We start from the raw sequence: 19,046 nt of genomic DNA on the forward strand, positions 1-19,046 counted from the left end.
GACATGATAAAAAATATCTTCATACTGGTCGCATTATTACCGCTTTTTGCCCATGCTCAACAGCAATATGTTGTGAAAGGAAATTTTCATGATACCAAAAAGACGGGCAAAGTATACCTGACCTACAAAATAGGCGGCATTACCAGAGCTGATAGCGCCATGGTTAGCTCCGGCGTTTTCGAACTGAGCGGGCCGATGCCTGCGGTTACAAGTGGTTATTTGCAATTTGTCGGGCCACAACGTGCTACAAAAAAGACATCACCTGACGCCATCATTTTATATTTAGAGCCTGGACAGATTTCCCTTGTGGCAAAAGATTCATTGAAACATGCAATTATTAAGGGATCCAAGGTTAACGATGATTATCTCACCCTGAACAATTTGGATGAGCCTCTAAAAATGGAAATGAATAAGTATAGGGAGCAATATTCGGCTATTCCTAAGCATGCACCTGATCTTATACAGCAACAACAAGCGGTTCAGATTAAAATGAAAGAACTGGCCGAAAAACGAAAGCTGGTCTATAAGAATTTTGTACGCGATAACCCGAATTCTTACATTAGCTTATTTGTTATCCGCGATGTTGCCGGACCATACATGGACCAGGAGAATGGCGCGGAACTTTTCGCTGGTCTGTCCGATCGGATAAAAAATTCGCCAGACGGCAAACAGATGAAAACAATGCTTGATGGCTTAGCCCGTACAGCTAAAGGAAATATGGCTCCCGTTTTCAGTCAGCCAGATACAGCCGGAAAAATCGTTTATTTGACTGATTTTAAAGGTAAATACGTTTTGGTAGATTTTTGGGCATCCTGGTGTCATCCATGCCGTGCTGAAAATCCAAGGCTGCTCAAAGCGTATAATCGTTTCAAAGACAAGGGGTTCAGTATAGTGGGTATTTCTATTGACCAGGAAAAGATGCGGAATGCTTGGTTAAAAGCCATAAAAGACGATGGTATGCCTTGGACGCAGTTGATAGATACTAATACTGATAAGAACGATGCTGCGGCACTTTACGGGGTAAAAGCAATCCCTTCTAACTTTTTAATAAATCCACAGGGAAAAATTGTCGCGAGAAACCTAAGGGGGGAGGATGTTGAAAAAACAATTGAACGTATACTGAAGGACGGATATTAAAAAGAAGTTACACGAGCTGAAGCACAATGGATTTTTTCAGCAGCTCTAATTCGTTCCCGCTGATTGGTAGTAACCGGGCGCAAGCCCAAAACCTTAAAGGGCTGCTTGTTAAAAAGCAGCCCTTTTTACCATATCGCCCACGGTGTTTTCTCATTTTTTGTGCCCTGCCGTAAAATTAAAAATTCACCTTCTTCAAACCATTCAAAGGATGCTCTTGCCTTAATAATTGCATTGGCATCCGGTAAGAAAGATGCATTTGATATTTACATTTCCCATGTGGCACTAAATTGCACTTGCTGACATAATCCTGTAACGTAATTTTCCCCTTTATGGCGTCCTTTGGGATCTCAATGTGCGCCCAGGAGCGATTATTTTATGCAGAAATTGAATGATTGTTCCCGAAGGCCAATCGCGGAAAAAGCCGATCGAAAGATCAGAACGACAAGTTTGCCCCGGAACAGGTAGTCACTGTAAAGCGAAATGGGGCAGTAGCTTAAACGCGGAACGGACGGCCATTTTTGCCGAAATGCCCAAATGGATATTTATGGCTGATCCCAAAAACGGAAACCGATGCCATAAATTGATTAAATAAGAAGATTTAGAGCGAATGTCTTTTGATAACTTTTGTGGGGTTTCTTGTAATCACGATTTTTTCATCCAGGATGGCTTGTGCGACTGTTTTACCCATTGCCTCAAAATCAGTTGAGATGACCGTAATACCATCTTCAAGCACTTCTTTCACAAGTGTATCATTATAAGAGATGAGACCTATATCCTTCCCCAACTTAAGTTTCTTTTTTCGGGCGAGCTTAATTAACATCACATCATCGGTGTCGTACCTGCTGAAGGTTACATAAGCATTACCTTTTTGAAAAGTCTTTTCATCAATCTCAGATTGTATCAGGTAGGGGTATTCAGTTTCAGTGCAATAATGTAAAAAACCCTCAATTACCAGCCTGGCATGGACAGCTTCTGGATGGGCAACTAATATCAGCCGGTCGTATTTTTTTAAGTCAGCCTGTAGCTTATGAAGGCTATTATAAATGTCATAGCCGTAATCCTGGTATATACTACTGTAATTGCCTGATAAACCTTGCTCGTTTAAATCAATAATTATTCTTTTCTTGTCGGGAATCAGGTTCAGGAGCGGGGCTACATTTTCTTTCAAAAAAGTTGCAACGACGTAATGTGTATATGATCCCAGGTTTTCTTTGATCAATTTTTCGAATACCTGATAGTTATGGTGGTGAAAGTAGATATCTATATCGGCGCGGTTTTCCAGTTGATTAAAAAGTGTCCTATAAAACTGTTCACGCAGAATATTCATTTTATCAAGCAGCAAAAATACGCGGAACGTATGATGAATGGCCTTTTTGCGTACATAATATCCTTTCCTGTATACAGATTCCACGATGCCTTTTTCAACAAGCTCATTTAGGCCTTTGAGTAAAGTTTCCTTACTCATTTTTAATTGCAACTGCAGCTGCTTGAGAGAAGGCAGCTGATCTCCAATATGTAGCTGATCAATTTCAATCAGCGACATAATGTGATCGGCAAGCTGCTGGTATTTCATTTTGCCTTGATTGCCTTTCTGGAGTGTGTTTTCAGCGGTCATAAGTATATTATTTTGGCAAATGTAATTAATACACCATACAAACCAAACCAGCCCACCTAACAATTATTCAATAATCTCTACATTTTGGGTATATGGAGCTTTTTTTTGTCTTTTTATCTTTTGTAAAGAAATAAAATATATTATATTTGTTTACTAACCAGTCCAGTCCAGACCAGACTAATGTTGTGAGCATTTGATGATGTGCGTAGTAATTATTGTTATACTGCTCTAATTGCTATTCTCGAAATCTGGATGAGGTTTTAAAATGCCTTAACAAGTCATTTAAAAATATACTTCAGATAAGTAAATTTCTGAAGTAAGAATACAACCAAATATAAACAATGAATATGAAACCAAACTTACTCTTAACGGTGCTATTGGTTCTGGGTATTCCGCTATCCAGTCTGGCCCAGGCGGTAAAAACCATTACCGGAACTGTTACAGAAGAAACCGGGAAACCCTTGCCGGGTGCGAAAGTAGTCATCCAGGGGAAAACAGTTTCCCGCGTAACAGACGATCAGGGCCGCTTTAGCCTTTCTAATGCAAAGGAAAGTGAACTATTGGTGGTCTCCATGGTTGGCTATATCAGCAAAACTGTGGTTATCACCAGTCAAAACCAGTATAAAATTCAGCTGGTACCTAACAACACTGCGCTAGATGATGTGGTAATTGTTGGTTATGGCCAGGTAAAACGAAAGGACCTAACTGGTTCGGTCGGTTCTGTAGTAATGAAAGATATGGAAAAGGCACCAGTGGTTTCCTTTGAAGATGCTTTGGCAGGAAGGGTGGCCGGGGTGCAGGTCGGTTCTAGTGATGGACAGCCAGGCAGTATTAGCAACATCACCATTCGCGGAGGAAATTCCATTACCCAGTCAAACTCACCACTTTATGTAATTGATGGCTTTCCTTTGGAAAATCCCGACAACAATACCATAAATCCGGATGATATTGAATCAATAGATATATTGAAAGACGCATCTTCTACGGCAATTTATGGGGCGAGAGGGGCCAATGGGGTAATCATTATCAAGACCAAGGAAGGTAAGGTAGGCGCACCGGTAGTTAACTATAACAATTGGCTGGGCTATCAGTACCCGTCAAAGCAAATAGAAGTGATGAGCCCTTACGAGTTTGTGAAGTACCAGCTGGACTTGAATAAAACTTCTGCTACCGCTTTGTATCTTAAGGACGGCAAAACTTTAGATGCTTACCGCAATGAGCGTGGGATAAACTGGCAGGATAATGTATTGCAGAATGCATTTATGCAAAATCATAGCTTCTCTATGAGGGGCGGCACTGCGGCTACAAAATATTCGGTGAGCAGTTCTTATTTAGATCAGAATGGAATTGTTATTAATGGTGGATATAAGAGATACCAGGGGCGGTTTCAGATCGATCAGCGTTTAGGGAAAAATATGAGAATTGGCATTAATACCAATTATACATACGGAATCAAAAAAGGACAGATAGCAAATCTAACCAGTGATAACCTAAACAGCAGCTCGGCCGGAAATGCCAGCTCATATTTGATGTACAGTACCTGGGGGTACAGGCCTGTTACAGGCAATGCGGATGACGAAAATTTCCTTGATCAGCCTTTTGACGACGATGTGGCCGGCAATACAGATTTAAGGATAAATCCAGTGGTAAACTCCAACAACTTATATCAGTATGCTTTTAACAAATCACTTACTGCCAATGCTTTTGCGGAGTACGCTTTCCTGAAATATTTTAAGTTCAAGCTGAGCGGCGGGATGACGGATACCCGTTTGGTTTTTGAGCGTTTTAACAATGCTAATACGGCAGCTGGAAATCCGCGGACCGTTTACGGGCAAAGCTACGGTATTAATGGTTCCATCGAAAATCAAAATATCCGCAGTTTACTGAACGAGAACCTGCTCACATTTAACAGGACATTTAACAAGAAACACCGTTTAGATGCAGTGGCTGGATTTACCATGCAGAGAAATAGTATGGAGGGGGATGGATTTGTATCTATTTTATTGCCAAATGAGTCATTGGGTGTCAGGGGACTTGACCAGGGGACTGTACTGGTAAAAACGACCTCAGGTAGTTATTCAACGCTGGTGTCTTTCCTGGGGCGTGTGAACTATACGTTTAACTCGCGCTACCTGTTCACGGCTTCTTTTCGTAGTGATGGATCTTCAAAATTTGCCCGTGATAACCGGGTGGGCTATTTTCCTTCCGGGGCCTTTGCCTGGAATATTGGGGAAGAAAATTTCCTGAAATCAGTTAAAGCTATTTCTTCCGCAAAATTAAGGGCTTCTTATGGAATTACCGGAAACAACCGGGTATCAGACTTTGCGTACCTGAGTATTTTGGATCAGGAAGTAGGAGCCAACACTGGAAATACCAGAAGTGGCTATTATTTTAACGGACAATACATTAAAGGAACTGTACCTGTTGGGCTGGGAAATGAGAACCTTAAATGGGAGCGAACCGGAAACCTTGACCTTGGAATAGATTTAAGTTTCTTTAAGCAGCGCATCAGTTTAACGACCGATTATTATTATAAAAGAACTACAGACTTATTGCTGAATGCTTCATTGCCTACTTCAACTGGGTACCTTACCGCATTTAAAAATATTGGTGTTGTGGTAAACAGGGGCTTGGAGTTTACCTTAAATACAATAAACCTGAGTACAAAGAAATTTAGCTGGACATCCAATTTTAACATTGCCTTTAATACCAACCAGATCGAAGAGTTGAATGGAGATCAGCCTAGTTTGATTACACGTGTTTCGAACTGGAACGCCAATTTCAATAACTCTTTACCTTATATAGCCTTACCAGGACGCCCTGTGGCTTTGTTTTACGGCTATGTTTTTGATGGAGTGTACCCTTTAAGTGATTTCAATGTATTGTCTAACGGTAGCTATGAGCTGAAACCTGATGTACCGAATAATGGGAGCGCCCGTTCGCTCATTAAGCCGGGCTTCATCAAATATAAAGACATTAACGGAGATGGGGTAGTAGATGCAAATGATCAGACGATTGTTGGTAATCCTAATCCAAAACACATTGGGGGCTTTTCCAATAATTTCAACTATGGACCGTTTGACCTTAATGTTTTCTTACAATGGTCTTACGGAAATGACATTTTAAATGCGAACCGGATTGTATTTGAAGGCGCGGAAGCCAGACCAAGTCTGAATATGTTTAAAACCTACGAGAACAGGTGGTCTCTGGAAAATCAGAATAGCGATTTGCCTGTAGCCGGTGGTTATGGCCCTAATGTGTTCTCCGACAGGAATATAGAAGATGGTTCCTTCCTTCGGTTAAAGACGGTCTCGTTAGGCTATAACCTTTCTTCTTCGGTAACAAAAAAGCTGAAAATACAATCAGCCCGCTTTAATGTTTCGGCACAAAACCTGATAACCTGGACCAACTATTCTGGTTTGGACCCTGAAGTTTCAGTGCGCCACTCTGCACTTACACCGGGTTTCGACTGGAGCCCATATCCAAGGGCGCGCACCATCACTTTTGGTATGAACCTAACTTTTTAACGATAAATGTTTTTACAAATGAAAACAACTTTATTATATATCGCGATGATGCTGGCACTGGTTGTTAGCTCGTGTTCAAAGATCCTGGATACAACCCCACAGGATTTTGTATCGCCAGTAAATTATTACAATACAGAAAGTGAACTGCAATCTGCATTGGCCGGAGTATACGACCGTTTGGGCGATAACAGGCTTTATTCGCAAGGTATGTCATGCTATATGGTTTTTAGTGACGAATTTTTCATGAAAAACCAGACATCGGGAATGAATGCCAATATTGTAGATGCTTCGACCCTGGAATTAAACAGACATTGGGAAACGCTTTACACGGGAATTGAGCGAGCGAACATGTTACTCGAGAACATAGATAAGGCCGTTAAGGTGACTCCGGAAAAACGCAACGAAATAAAAGGGCAGGCGCTATTTTTAAGGGCTTACTATTATTTTCTGTTAACGGATGAGTTTGGAGGTGTTCCTTTAAAGCTTCAATCCAGCAAATCACCTGAAGAACCGCCTCTCCCTGGTACTCCGTTAAAGGACCTTTACGAACGGATTGTTACCGATATGAAACAGGCAGAAGGCCTGGTGAAATCTGTTTCTGATTATGGCTATAATACCCGTATTACAAAAACTACTGTACAGGGTATACTCGCAAGGGTATATCTGACCATGGCGGGCGCCCCGCTAAATGATGTTGCAAAGTATGCTGATGCCAGAACTTATGCAGAAAAAGTAATGCTGTCAGGATTGCACAGCCTTAATCCCGATTTCAAACAAATCTATATCAACCACGTTCAGGAGATTTTCGATACAAGGGAAAGTATGTGGGAAGTAGAATTTAAAGGCGTAAACCAGGGCGAAATACAAGAGGGCGGCATGATTGGCAGTTATAACGGCATTACCTGTGGAAATATTGAATTGGGATATGGCTATGATTATGTACATGCTACGGCGAAGCTTTACAATGCTTATGCCAATGGCGATCAGAGAAGGGACTGGACAGTTGCGCCTTACCGGTATGTGACCAGTGGACAAACGGCTGTACGGACCAATTGGGCAGCAGATCAGATATACGACCGTAGTAATGGGAAATGGAGGCGCGAGTATGAACTTCTTTTACCAAGAAATCAAAACTATACCTGTACAAACTGGCCATTGCTGAGGTATGCCGATGTATTGCTGATGTTTGCAGAAGCTGATAATTATACCAATAGCGGCCCCTCTGCAAATGCCTATAAAGCGGTAAATATGGTGAGGCGAAGGGGCTATGGAAAAGATGTGCTTGTGCCCGATGTAGCGGCCGATGCTGCTGCTAATTTGTCTCAGCAGGATTTTCTTGATCTGATCAGGAATGAACGGTTACGTGAGCTTGCTTTCGAGGGCATCCGGAAACACGATCTTGTACGATGGGGTATTTATCCATCCGTTATGCAAACACAGGCAAGAGAATACCAAACCAATATGCCAACTGCTTTAAGAGACGCAGCTGTTGCACAGGCACAGCGCGTAACAGATCGTGCTGTTTTATTCCCGATCCCTAACAGCGAACTGGCCGTTAACCCTAATATCAAACAAAATACAGGATGGTAACTACAAAATTGTATAAGATGAATAAGCTATTAATTGCATCAGTTATATTATTTTCACTGGCTTCCTGCCAGAAAACCTATGAGCTGGCTCCGCAGGATGATTTTTCTGTTGAGTTGGAAAAAAACAGTTATAAAGCTGGAGAACCCGTTAGGTTTGTAATTAATGGTAACCCGGAGAACATTGTATTTTGGTCGGGAGAAGCCGGACGCAAATATGAGTACCGTAAAAGAACGGTTGTGGAAGGAAATGCGGTTTCCTTAAATTTTAAAACTTATGCCCAGTTCGGCTTAATGCCCATCGATCAATCGGTGATAAAACTGTACGTATCTACCGATTTCAACGGAATATATGATGCTACAAATGTAAAGGCTGCTACCTGGGAAGATATTACAGATAAAGCCGTTTTATCTGCTGGCCTGGATCAAACCTCCTCAGGAAATATCAGCCTGAACACTTTTGCCGCGCGTAATAAAAATATGGCGCTGGCTTTGGTTTATAAGACTACTGTTATAAAACCTGAAGCACAGCAAAACCGTTGGGTAGTCCGTTCTTTCGATCTTAAAAGCACCAATCAGCAGGGAGAAGAAACGGTACTGGCCACTATGGCTACCGCGGGCTGGACTGCTTTTAATTTTAGTGGTCCTGCAACCAATTGGAGTATTAGTTCAGCACAGTTGCTTACTGTAAGGAACAGTACCGATCTTGATGATGACTGGGTAGTAACCAAACCGTTCAACCCTAATAGTATTTTGCCAGACGTAGGGGAACCTATTAAGAATATTTCCCAGAAACTAACAGATTATACCAGGGTTTATACTAAAGCTGGCGTATATAAAGTATCGTTTGTGGCAACCAATGCCAATGTAGAACGATCACTTACAGTTGTAAAAGAAATAGATTTAACCATTACCCAATGAGATTAAACCCTGTAATTGTGCTGTTACTTGCTTTTGCAAACAGCAGTTATGCCCAGCTAGTGCAGAAAGCCCGATTAACAAATGATGTACTTCGCCTGAACTGGGAAGATACCGGTAAGGGATATAAAATAAAACAGATGTCGGTAAAAGGACAAAACGGATGGCATTCCGTATCTGGCACATTGGGGCAATATACCCTGCTTTACAGTGCAGATCAACCCAGGATGGATTCGGAAGCTAAGGATAAAAACGGGAAAGAAATTCAGTTTCCTGAACCTGAATACCGCTATATCATTCCTACCTGGAAGGCGAATACATCTGCAGTTTCCTTAAATAAAGAAGGGCGTGCCATTTTATTTTATCCACAGCAATATAAGCAGGTTGGCAATACCCTCGTTTTTCAGCAAAAAACAGATGTCTCTACTGTAGAGGCCATATGGAAACTAGATCCTGTTTACAAAAATGACCTATGTGTTTCCATTCGTTTAACAGCCGATAGGGATGGATATTATTCCATAGCGACTCCGGCATTGAGCACCAACGACAAAAAAAGTTTTGAATGGGGCTGTATCCCCGGTGTGTTTCAAGGCAGTACCATCAACAATAACTTTACAGATGCTTATGCTTATGGACATGGAATTCCGGACAGGCCGGTTGTGGTTAGAGAAAGAACAGCGGCTGCACTTACGGCTATACTCACCAATAGAGATGGAATTACACTCGCCGTTACGGCTGAGCCGGGAACAGCCAGGCACCCATGGGAATATGATAAATCTACCCAGTCGAACTGGCTACTTGGCCTGTCGCTAATCAATAGGCAGGAACAACTGAGCCCAACCTTATATCATCCGGTACTGGGGCAGAACAAGTCGTATTTAAAAAAGGGCGAAAGCATCTCTTTTAATTTCAGGTACACCATCAATACTTCGAGCTGGTATCAGGCATACCAGCATGTTGTAAACGATGTTTACCGCTTTGATGAGCTATTGCATTTAAAACAAACCAAGCTGTCCTTATCCGATCGTATGGAACAGCTTTTAGACTATGTGAAAAAGGACAGTACTTCACGGTGGAGAACCTTTGATTATCATGGCCGGACTATTGGTGCCCAGGAATATTTGGGTGGCGTATATGGCTCGGAAAAAGACGCCGTAAAAAATGCCGATTATGGAGCCATGTGGATGTTGGCGAATATCACTCAAGACCCGATTCTGGTTCAAAAACGGCTTAAAGATGCATTGAACTTTAAATTGGCACAACAAAATACTGCTGGAGGTTTTTTTCACGGAGCTGCAGCTGGTCAATATTACCTCTACAATTCAAAACGGTTTACCGAAGAGTGGGGGCCTTATACCGAGCCAATCGCAACCACTTATTATATGTTGCTTGATATGGGCAACGTGTCTTTGTTTGAGCCAGATAATCAGCAGCTTAAATCGGGTATGCGTATGGCGGCCGACTGGCTTTTGACTAAAATGAAGCCAGAAGGTTATTGGGAAGTAGCCTATCATAACGACACGCAAAAACCTATGTTTGAAGATCTGAAAGACTATAGGCCTACTTTTTACGGATTGTTAGTTGCATACCAGACGCTCCGGGATAAAAAATACCTGGAGGCGGCTGTAAAAGCTGCAGACTGGTACATCAAAAATGCTGTAGATAAAGGCTACTTTTTAGGTGTTTGCGGAGATGCCAGGTTTGCACCTGATTTTGCAACCGGACAAAGTGCCCAGGCCTTGCTGGATCTGTTTGAAATTACAAAGGACGTACGATTTAAACAGGCTGCTATTAAAACTGCACAATTCTATACAACCTCCATCTATTCTCATCCAATTCCGAATAAAGAAAGCAAAAAAGTTGGGGCGATACAATTGGAAGACTGGCAAATAAGCCAGGTGGGGCTAAGCTTTGAACATGGAGGGATTTTAGGTTCCGCCAATAACAGCGGCCCCATTATGCTTGCAAGCCATGCCGGTATGTTTGTAAGGCTATTTCAACTGACAAAAGATTCGCTATACCTCAAAATGGCAAGAACAGCAGCTTTAAGTAAAGATGCTTTTGTAGACCCAGCCACAGGAGTTGCTTCGTATTACTGGAGCGCCATGAACAAAGGAGCCGGGCCTTTCCCTCATCATGCCTGGTGGCAGGTGGGTTGGATCACCGATTACCTGATGGCAGAACTTTCCTTACGTTCACAGGGAAGGATCGATTTTCCTTCTGGCTTTCTTACGCCTAAGGTTGGCCCTCACAAAACCTTTGGCTTCCGGCAGGGAAAAATATTTGATAAGCAGGGAGACCTGACATTGATGGAGAAACTGGTTTCATTGAACAATCCCAATATGGACTATGTATGCGCCCTGAATAAGCAGGAAAAAGTGTTTTACCTGTTTGTATTGAATAACGATGACGAAATACAGGAAAGTAACCTTCGGTTAGATATGTCCCGTTTTATTTCAGGACATAGCCTGGATTTGAAAACCGCCAAATGTTTTTCTGCATCAGGTTTAAAAATTCCTTTTTCTACAGGAGATCCTATAAAAATAGCACCTTATGGTCTCCAGGTTTATGCATTTACATACAAATAAATTAAGACATGTACCAGAAAACCAGGCTATGTTTATTATTAACAGCATTCTTGTTTTTAACAACAGGAACTGTGATTGCCCAGCAAGAAAAAAGCCTGCTGTTGGGGACTGATTTTCAGTTTAAAGGCAAATGGTTTAATGAAGTCAATAAAGACGGCATCAGTGGCAGCATTTTAAGGTTTTTAGAAGGAGAACAGGATAGTACATCTGATGCATTAACCGTGATGAATATCGGAAAAGCAGGTCGTTATGCCATCTGGATAAGGACCCTCGATTTTGTTACACGTCCACGTACCCGGTTATTCCAGCTGTCGGTTGGAAATGCGAGGTTAAAAAAAGCAGGAGGACATGGAAAACCAGGATATGCCTGGGAGCGCCTCGGAAGTGCTGATTTACAGGAGAGTGATGTGCTGTTGCGCCTCCATAATTTTAATTTTGGCCGCTGCGATGCTATTCTTTTTACGCAGGATAGCACCATCAATCCAAATGATATAGATAAGAAAATCCTTTTATCCTGGAAAAAGCTTCCTGTTATGCAGGAAACACTTACAGCGGAAAAGAAAAACACGAGCCCTGCACTTCAACTGAGCAAGACGGATAAGGTAATTGCAGGAATTGAAAACGAGGCTGTACGTGTGCAGTTTGTACGAACGGGAGCCGACCATAAGGCTATTGCTTGTAAAACAGAAATAAAAAAAGATGGGGCCTGGCAACAAATAAGTACTGCGAACATTGAAGACCATAGGGTTTTCTTAATCAGTACTAATGCTGCCGCCATCCAGTTTAATAAATACTACCCGGCCTGGGACAGCCAAAAACCAAAAGCATATTTTGTTTTTAAGGGTCAGAAATATGCAGTTTACCAGCCTGGAGCCGATCTCAATCCTTTTGAGGCGGGTAACCTCAGCGAGGCCATTCCCATAACTGCAGAAGCTGTAGATAAACAGACCATAAAAGTTCAATATGTAACCAGGAATGGTTCTGCAATAACCGGTTTGTGGACATTACATCTGGGTCAGCAACATATTGATCTGCGGCTGATCTGCAAAGTTGCCCAGCCAGGATATTACAGTATGGGGATCGAAGCCTTTCAGCCTGTTTCCGATCAGGAGCTGGAAAGCGTATCGATGGCACCCATGTTTCAGTATAAGCGGCTTTCTGACGGTCCGCAAATGATGATTACTGCTATGATGCAGCAACCCCTGGCCATTGTTTCTTCGAAAACAGGGCAAGGTATTGTTTCTAGTTATGTTGCAACAAGTCCTGAATTGTTTAAAAAAGACTGGGGTTCGGTAGACTATGCGCCTGCGGGTTTTACACTGAAGAACCATAATAACCAGATACAGCCGGTTATGTTTTCTCCAGTCCTGGGAATGAATGATTCTAAATACCGTGCAGGGGAGTTGATCGACAGACGATTTATTATTGGTGTAAAGTCGGGCAACTGGGATTCGGCCATGGATTATGTATCGAATGAAGTGTTTGAGATAAAGGACTACCGGAAACAAGAACAGGCTTCGCTTACTGATGCGGTATTCAACATGATTGAGCTGGTGAAAAACGACAATGCTGCGGGATGGTCGACTAAGCTAAAAGGTTTTTTTGATATTGAAGGTGACCCCAAAACAGCACCTACAGTTGTAAATGCCACACCATTGGCCAATATTGCACTTTCTGTATTGCAGAATGATGAAGAATTTTACATCAGCCGGTCTTTGCCAACCATAGAATTTACGCTTTCCAGAAGCGGGTACCGATGGGCGACCGATATTGTCCCGACAGCGTATAATGCTACACGAAAAACACTGGAGTTCAACCCGCTTACCTCTCAGTTCACTACCTCTTATTATGTAGGATTGGATCGTTTATTGGGTGGATTGAATCCCTGGCTGAAAAATATAGCATTACCGGGAGATAGCCTTAGGATGGCAAAAGGCTACTCAACAGATTTCCATTCATGGAACCAGGCGCTTTGGGCATACCAGCTCACAGGAGAGGCAAAATGGCTGCAGCAGGCAAAACAAGATGCAGATCTTTTTATTCAGCAAAAAATATATAACAATACCAGTAAAGTATTGAGTCATGTACCTTTTTACAATGCCAGTTTTTATGCACCCTGGTGGGACCTGCTGGATCTCTATGAAACGACAAAAGATAAAAAATACCTGAAAGCCGCAGAATATGGAGCACATTTTACCATTGCGGGAATACGCAGTTATCCGAAAGTGGAAGATAGCCTGCAAACAATCCACAAGAATAATCATTATGATGGCGTTACACACATCTGGTGGAAAGGCAACGAACCTTATCGTTTAGGCTTTCCACGGAAAAATGGCGATGTACAGGAAAAGAAAGTGCCCGAATGGCTGGTATCGCCGGTAGGCCTGGGCCTGGAGCAGCCCAGTACCTATTTTACCCGCGTAAAAGATCAGACAGTTCGTCCGGTATTTATGAGTAGCTGGGCACCCCATTTGTTGCGCTTGTTCCAATACGAGCACAAACCTATCTACGAAACCTATGCCCGCAATGCAGTAATCGGTCGTTATACAAACTATCCGGGGTATTACGGTACGGGTTTTACAGATATACCCATGTCGGTTGATTTCCCTTATAAAGGGCCGGATGTGAGTTCCATTTATTATCATCATATCCCACCGCATATCGCTTTTAGTCTCGATTATCTCATCTCAGAAAGTATACAGCGCTCGAATGGAAATGTAGTTTTTCCTTATAGTAAACAGGAAGGATTTGTCTGGTTCAACAACCGGGTATATGGTGGTGGAAAAGGAAAGATCTTTGGCGATCAGGAGGCCACACTTTGGATGCATAAGGGCCTGGTAAATATTCAGAATCCGGGAATCAATTATATTACTGCAATTTCGGATAAGAACTTTTGGATCCTGCTTTCCTCGGAAGCTGAGTCTGAGCAAAAAGTAGCCGTACAATGGACTGATGCTACGGCTGCGTTAAAGGATGGGAAGGCCCTGGTTTATGCGCAAAGCGATCAGTCAGTCTCCCAGGATTTTAAAGCGGCTAAGATTGATGTTGTTGTCCCTGCAAAAGGATTCAGGGCCATTGCTATTCCGTTAAAGGCAGCTCCGGTTGCAAAGAAATATCAGCCGGTAAAAGATGGAATGAAGGTGATTGATCTTGGGGCTCCCTGGGGACGTGTATTCTTGTTCCGTATCCGTTCTCCCTTTGGTTGGGATACCTGTTATGGATTTGCAGAAACAGCTCCTTTAAATGGATATTCCGTAACCGTTAATTGTAACAATCAAACACAGGAAATAAAGCAATATCCTTACGAATGGAGCTTTAATAAACTGGCAATGGGTGAGGGCGCAAAACTGGAGCTCATTTTTAAGAGCAATGATGGGAAAACAAAATTAAAAAAAATTGTACTCAATGGTAATGAATAAAAAAGGTGTGAAAACTGCATTGCTTGGTTGTTTATTAATGTCTGCTACTGCATTTTCTCAAACCAGGCCCGATAGCGATAAGATTGCGGCCTCCCAGGCAGGGGCTTCTCCTCTTTATTTTGACGTTTCTGCAGCTAATATCCCTGTAATTGAGGCTGGTAATTTCAATAATGAGCTGGAATGTAATGCCAGGGCAGGCCTTCCGGGCTTTTTTGAAAAAGTAAATGCGGGTAAAAAGGTGGTGGTTGCTTTTATTGGAGGGAGCATCACCCAGGCAAATTTTGGTTATCGCCTTCAAACGGCCCGGTACCTGGAGCAGACTTATCCTCAGGCTAGCTTTCAATGGATCAACGCAGGTGTATCGGGCACAGGAACAGAGCTTGGTGCATTTAGGATCAATGAACAGGTGCTCAGCCACCAGCCCGATCTTATTTTTATAGAGTTTGCCGTTAACGGCGCTTATGCCGCCGGGATGGAAGGGATGATCCGTCAAACAATCAGGAAGAACCCCAATACAGCTATTTGTTTGCTGTATACCATTTTAACCGGGCAAACGGCCTTTTATCAAAGAAATAAGCTGCCACCAAATATCAAAGGTCTGGAGCAGATTGCGGCATACTACGAACTGCCTTCTGTAAATTTAGGTGTGGAGTCAGCAACGCTGGAAGCGGCAGGTAAATTGATTTGGAAAGGGAACCAGGCTGATCCGAATAAAATTTTGTTTTCTGAGGATGGAATCCACCCGACAACAGCAGGCGGGAACCTGTATGCGGCAGCCATAGCCCGTGCATTTAAAAAAATTGAGGCAGCAAAGCCTTTAAAAAAGAATGCACTGCCAAAGCCTTTAATTAGTGCCGCATGGGATGACGCAATGATGGTAGATCCTTCAACTTTTCCGGTTCCTGATAAGGGCTGGAGAGTGTTGCCAACAGATACTGATCCAAACCTTAAAAAATTCAGTCCCTGGTTTTCTAATGTACTTTCTGCAAATAAGCCAGGGGCCACATTTAGTTTTCGTTTTAAGGGAGATATGCTAGGCGTATTTGATATTGGCGGACCAGAGGTTGGACAATTGGAGTGGATTATAGATGGGAAACCTGTAAAACTAAGCAGAGAAAAGGAGGAGAGTTTTATTTATTACCAGGCAAAAGATACAACCGCTGCAGATGTGTTGAACAGATTCAACAGCTACTGCAATAACCGTTACCGTGGACAGTTTGATGTAATTAAAGTACCGCAGGGTAATCATTTGGTGAAAGTAACCCTGTCTGGCCAGAAGGCCGATAAACTTATGATACTGCCTGAAGATAAGAGAGCGGATATTGTTCAACATCCTGAAAAATATAATCAGACAGTGATCTACTTAGGCCGGATTTTATTAAGGGGAACATTATTGAAATGAAACAGATTTTTAAATTAAAAAAGCATATTAAATTCATTTGCTTTTCAATCGCATGCTGTTTATATGTGCAGTCGAATGCGCAAACTGTAAAAGATAGTCAGGGCTTTAAAATTTTATCAAAGGGCAAAACTTACCTGTTTAAGCCCGATTTTGTTGTTATTTGGAACGAAAAGGATCCTGAACTGGCATTGAAACCTTCCGGCTTAAAAAAAGTATCTTACAATATTCCCACCTGGAAAACCACAGACAGTCTGGCCGATTATCACCAACAAATTGTTAGTGCCAGTGTTGCCGGAGATGGATTTGACGATAAAATATTAAGAAGTGCGGAGCAAGATAGGACGGCCAATATCTATCACGCCGGAAAAACTCATTTTCTTACCGCAATCAAAACAATCAGTTCTGGAGATTCCATTCGTTTTATCTTTCCGGAACATGCCTTATTTACGCTAAAAGCGTGGCTGATTAAAAGTAGTTTGCCTTATCCTAAAATAGAATTTTTGTTTACACCTAAAAAGAAAGGTTTTTATAGTGTGGGCTACATCGGGGCGCCATCCTTTAAAAGTGATCATGTTGATGAAGTATGGCAGCCCCTGATCTGGACTGAAAAACGGGTTCCCCTGCAACCCTATCTTACTCCGTCGTTTATGGCAACAATCCCTACTACACTGGTTAATGACGGGTATAACTCAATAGGCGTACTGGCTGCCTCCAGGTATTTGCCTTTTCAACCTTTGCCGCTTTTAACCAACAGCCAGTTCGGAATCGCACTTCTAAATAACAAATCAGCATTACAGCCCCAGGTTTTCGCTCCTATGCCGGGTGGTTTCAATTCGCAGATGATGGCAGGACATTCTTTTGAGTTTTCAATGAATCTTGTTGTTGAGCCCTTGAGCATCACTAAAACATATGAGCAAATGGCAACAGCTGTGTTTGGATTTAAGGATTACCGGACCAATGCCACCGTTTCTATGAATACAACTCTGGATAACCTGATTGATTATTCAAAAACCCGTTTTGCCTGGTTTATCGATAGCCTGAAAGGCTTTGCTTATGCTACGGATGTGCCTGGTGCAGTAAAAAATGTTTCAAGTCTGAACCCGCTTGAACTGGCTATAGTGAGGGATGATCAGGAAATGTTTGATAAAAGGGCATATCCTTTAATGGAGTTTATGTTGTCGCGCGAAAAGTTCCTGTTTGCGATTGACAGCAATCAGAAAATTCAATCTCCATCCAGAAAGTTGAGAGGGCCTATTGCGCCATTATCTGAATTACAGGTATTATCAGGTGTTTTTGGCGGTAATAACTCCTTTTATACTACGATGGCAAAAAAAGAGTTTGGAAAGGCGCGTGTCAGAAATCTTGATGAAGAGCAGAAAGGCCGCAACTGGGTCAATGCGATGTTTATGTTTAAACTGACATCCGATTCTGCTTATTTAGGTTTAAGCAAGGCCCTGGCCGATAAATATCTGAAAGAAAGAGTAAATACAAGGTTAAAGGAGTTTGGCGATCCCCTGTTTAGTTCCAACTTCTTCTGGCCAACCTTTACCAATAACTGGTCTGCTCTTTTAGCGTTATATGAACTTACTGCCGATCGCCGGTATCTGGAAGCTGCACAGGATGGGGCCAGGCATTATACCTTATTTACCTGGATGACACCTGCTATACCGAATGATCTGGTTACTGTAAATAAGGGAGGGAAAGCACCGATGTATTGGTACCTCAAATCAAAAGGACATCATCAAATGTATTATCCTGAAGAAAAAGTTCCTGCATGGAGGCTTTCTGAGATGGGGCTTACACCAGAATCGTCAGGAACTTCAACCGGGCACAGGGGTATTTTCATGTCAACCTATGCACCCTGGCTGTTAAGGATAGGTTATCATACCAATGATCCATTTTTAATGAAGGTAGCTAAAGCTTCGATTGTTGGCCGTTCCGAAAGTTTTCCGGGATATCATATCAATACAGAGAGAACGACAGCCTACGAAAAAGCCGATTTTCCACTCCACGAGCATAAGGACCAGAGTGTAAACTCCTTTCATTACAATCATATCCTGCCCATGGCTTCTATGTTTGTTGATTATCTGGTTTCAGATGCTTATGTAAAAAGTGGTGGCAGGATAGACTTTCCGAGCGATTATATAGAAGGATATGCCTATTTGCAGAATAAGTTTTATGGCGCTAAGAAAGGCCGGTTCTTTCAGTTCGAAAATGTGCAACTCTGGATGCCGTCCCGTCTGTTGAAGACGGCAAATATTGGTTTAAACTATGTCAGTGCAAAAAAAGGAGATACACTTCTGCTTGCTTTTATGAACCAATCCGGAGCGGATATCAGCACTCGTGTTTCTGTAGATGCTTCAAGGGTAGATTTTTCAGGCAGTACTGGAGTTCAGACTTTATGTCCAACGGTGCGAGTTTTGAATTTAAAAGAGGGTACTTTCCAGATCAATGTCCCTGCCGGCGGCATTACTGCACTGGCTATCCCGGGCGTAAAAATCAGCAGTGCTTTTCAGGACCAGATCCTGAATGTGAAAAAAGACCAGAGAAGTGATGATGTCAATATCCCGGAAGGAGATACAAAGGCATTACTATTTAAACTTGGTGCTTATGCGCAAAAGCTTTTTGTATTCCTTCAGGAAGATGATACAAAATGGAAGAAGGCCAGGTTGGTCTACAAAATCAATAGAAGCAAGGAAAAGAGCATTGATAAAAATGAATATCCATTTGAATTTACAGTGCCTGTTGATCAAGATAAAGCGGTTCGTTTTCACCTGGAATTAACAGATATCAATGGAAAGTTGACGAAATCCAAAGAAAAGGAATTGGGCAAATAATATTTATTTCCCACAAT

General features: G+C 42.2%; 9 protein-coding genes. 8 read left to right on the plus strand and 1 reads right to left on the minus strand.

Going from position 1 to position 19,046, the window contains the following annotated elements; all coding sequences use genetic code 11:
• The first annotated feature begins 3 nt into the window (after window positions 1-3).
• Window positions 4-1,137, plus strand: coding sequence for a redoxin domain-containing protein (locus AC07VK_RS22085; protein ID WP_492959738.1), 1,134 nt, complete (start codon window positions 4-6; stop codon window positions 1,135-1,137).
• A gap of 598 nt (window positions 1,138-1,735) precedes the next feature.
• On the opposite strand, the gene AC07VK_RS22090 is transcribed toward AC07VK_RS22085, so the two are convergent.
• Window positions 1,736-2,752, minus strand: coding sequence for a GntR family transcriptional regulator (locus tag AC07VK_RS22090; RefSeq protein ID WP_492959734.1), 1,017 nt, complete (start codon window positions 2,750-2,752; stop codon window positions 1,736-1,738).
• 347 nt (window positions 2,753-3,099) lie between these two features.
• Here AC07VK_RS22090 and AC07VK_RS22095 point away from each other — a divergent pair, with 347 nt between their 5' ends.
• Genes AC07VK_RS22095 through AC07VK_RS22125 form a run of 7 tightly spaced genes read left to right on the plus strand, consistent with a single transcriptional unit; the run spans window position 3,100 to window position 19,029 of the window.
• Window positions 3,100-6,279: a SusC/RagA family TonB-linked outer membrane protein gene (locus tag AC07VK_RS22095; RefSeq protein ID WP_492959732.1), complete on the plus strand. Its 3,180-nt coding sequence runs from the start codon at window positions 3,100-3,102 to the stop codon at window positions 6,277-6,279.
• Window positions 6,280-6,297: 18 nt separating this feature from the next.
• Window positions 6,298-7,869: a RagB/SusD family nutrient uptake outer membrane protein gene (locus AC07VK_RS22100; protein WP_492959730.1), complete on the plus strand. Its 1,572-nt coding sequence runs from the start codon at window positions 6,298-6,300 to the stop codon at window positions 7,867-7,869.
• A gap of 17 nt (window positions 7,870-7,886) precedes the next feature.
• Entirely contained in the window at window positions 7,887-8,786 is a 900-nt protein-coding gene (locus AC07VK_RS22105) for a DUF5017 domain-containing protein (protein ID WP_492959728.1), read from the plus strand.
• On the plus strand, window positions 8,783-11,371 hold the full coding sequence (locus AC07VK_RS22110; protein WP_492959726.1) for a glycerophosphoryl diester phosphodiesterase: 2,589 nt from the start codon (window positions 8,783-8,785) through the stop codon (window positions 11,369-11,371). Before AC07VK_RS22105 ends, AC07VK_RS22110 begins: the two co-directional genes overlap by 4 nt.
• 8 nt (window positions 11,372-11,379) lie before the next feature.
• Complete coding sequence (locus AC07VK_RS22115) at window positions 11,380-14,790, plus strand: hypothetical protein (RefSeq protein WP_492959724.1); 3,411 nt, start codon at window positions 11,380-11,382, stop codon at window positions 14,788-14,790.
• Window positions 14,783-16,192, plus strand: coding sequence for an SGNH/GDSL hydrolase family protein (locus AC07VK_RS22120; protein WP_492959722.1), 1,410 nt, complete (start codon window positions 14,783-14,785; stop codon window positions 16,190-16,192). Before AC07VK_RS22115 ends, AC07VK_RS22120 begins: the two co-directional genes overlap by 8 nt.
• Window positions 16,189-19,029 (plus strand): hypothetical protein, encoded by a 2,841-nt coding sequence (locus tag AC07VK_RS22125; RefSeq protein ID WP_492959720.1) that lies wholly within the window; start codon window positions 16,189-16,191, stop codon window positions 19,027-19,029. The genes AC07VK_RS22120 and AC07VK_RS22125 overlap by 4 nt, the downstream gene beginning before the upstream one ends.
• Window positions 19,030-19,046 lie beyond the last annotated feature (17 nt).

The sequence above is a fragment of the Pedobacter sp. GW821-FHT01D05 genome (assembly GCF_059422505.1).

What these genes read in the sequence shown, in the direction of transcription:
- AC07VK_RS22085 (WP_492959738.1), top strand. Translation starts at nt 4, where the DNA reads ATGATAAAAAATATCTTCATACTGGTCGCATTATTACCGCTTTTTGCC.
- AC07VK_RS22090 (WP_492959734.1), bottom strand. Translation starts at nt 2,752, where the DNA reads ATGACCGCTGAAAACACACTCCAGAAAGGCAATCAAGGCAAAATGAAA.
- AC07VK_RS22095 (WP_492959732.1), top strand. Translation starts at nt 3,100, where the DNA reads ATGAAACCAAACTTACTCTTAACGGTGCTATTGGTTCTGGGTATTCCG.
- AC07VK_RS22100 (WP_492959730.1), top strand. Translation starts at nt 6,298, where the DNA reads ATGAAAACAACTTTATTATATATCGCGATGATGCTGGCACTGGTTGTT.
- AC07VK_RS22105 (WP_492959728.1), top strand. Translation starts at nt 7,887, where the DNA reads ATGAATAAGCTATTAATTGCATCAGTTATATTATTTTCACTGGCTTCC.
- AC07VK_RS22110 (WP_492959726.1), top strand. Translation starts at nt 8,783, where the DNA reads ATGAGATTAAACCCTGTAATTGTGCTGTTACTTGCTTTTGCAAACAGC.
- AC07VK_RS22115 (WP_492959724.1), top strand. Translation starts at nt 11,380, where the DNA reads ATGTACCAGAAAACCAGGCTATGTTTATTATTAACAGCATTCTTGTTT.
- AC07VK_RS22120 (WP_492959722.1), top strand. Translation starts at nt 14,783, where the DNA reads ATGAATAAAAAAGGTGTGAAAACTGCATTGCTTGGTTGTTTATTAATG.
- AC07VK_RS22125 (WP_492959720.1), top strand. Translation starts at nt 16,189, where the DNA reads ATGAAACAGATTTTTAAATTAAAAAAGCATATTAAATTCATTTGCTTT.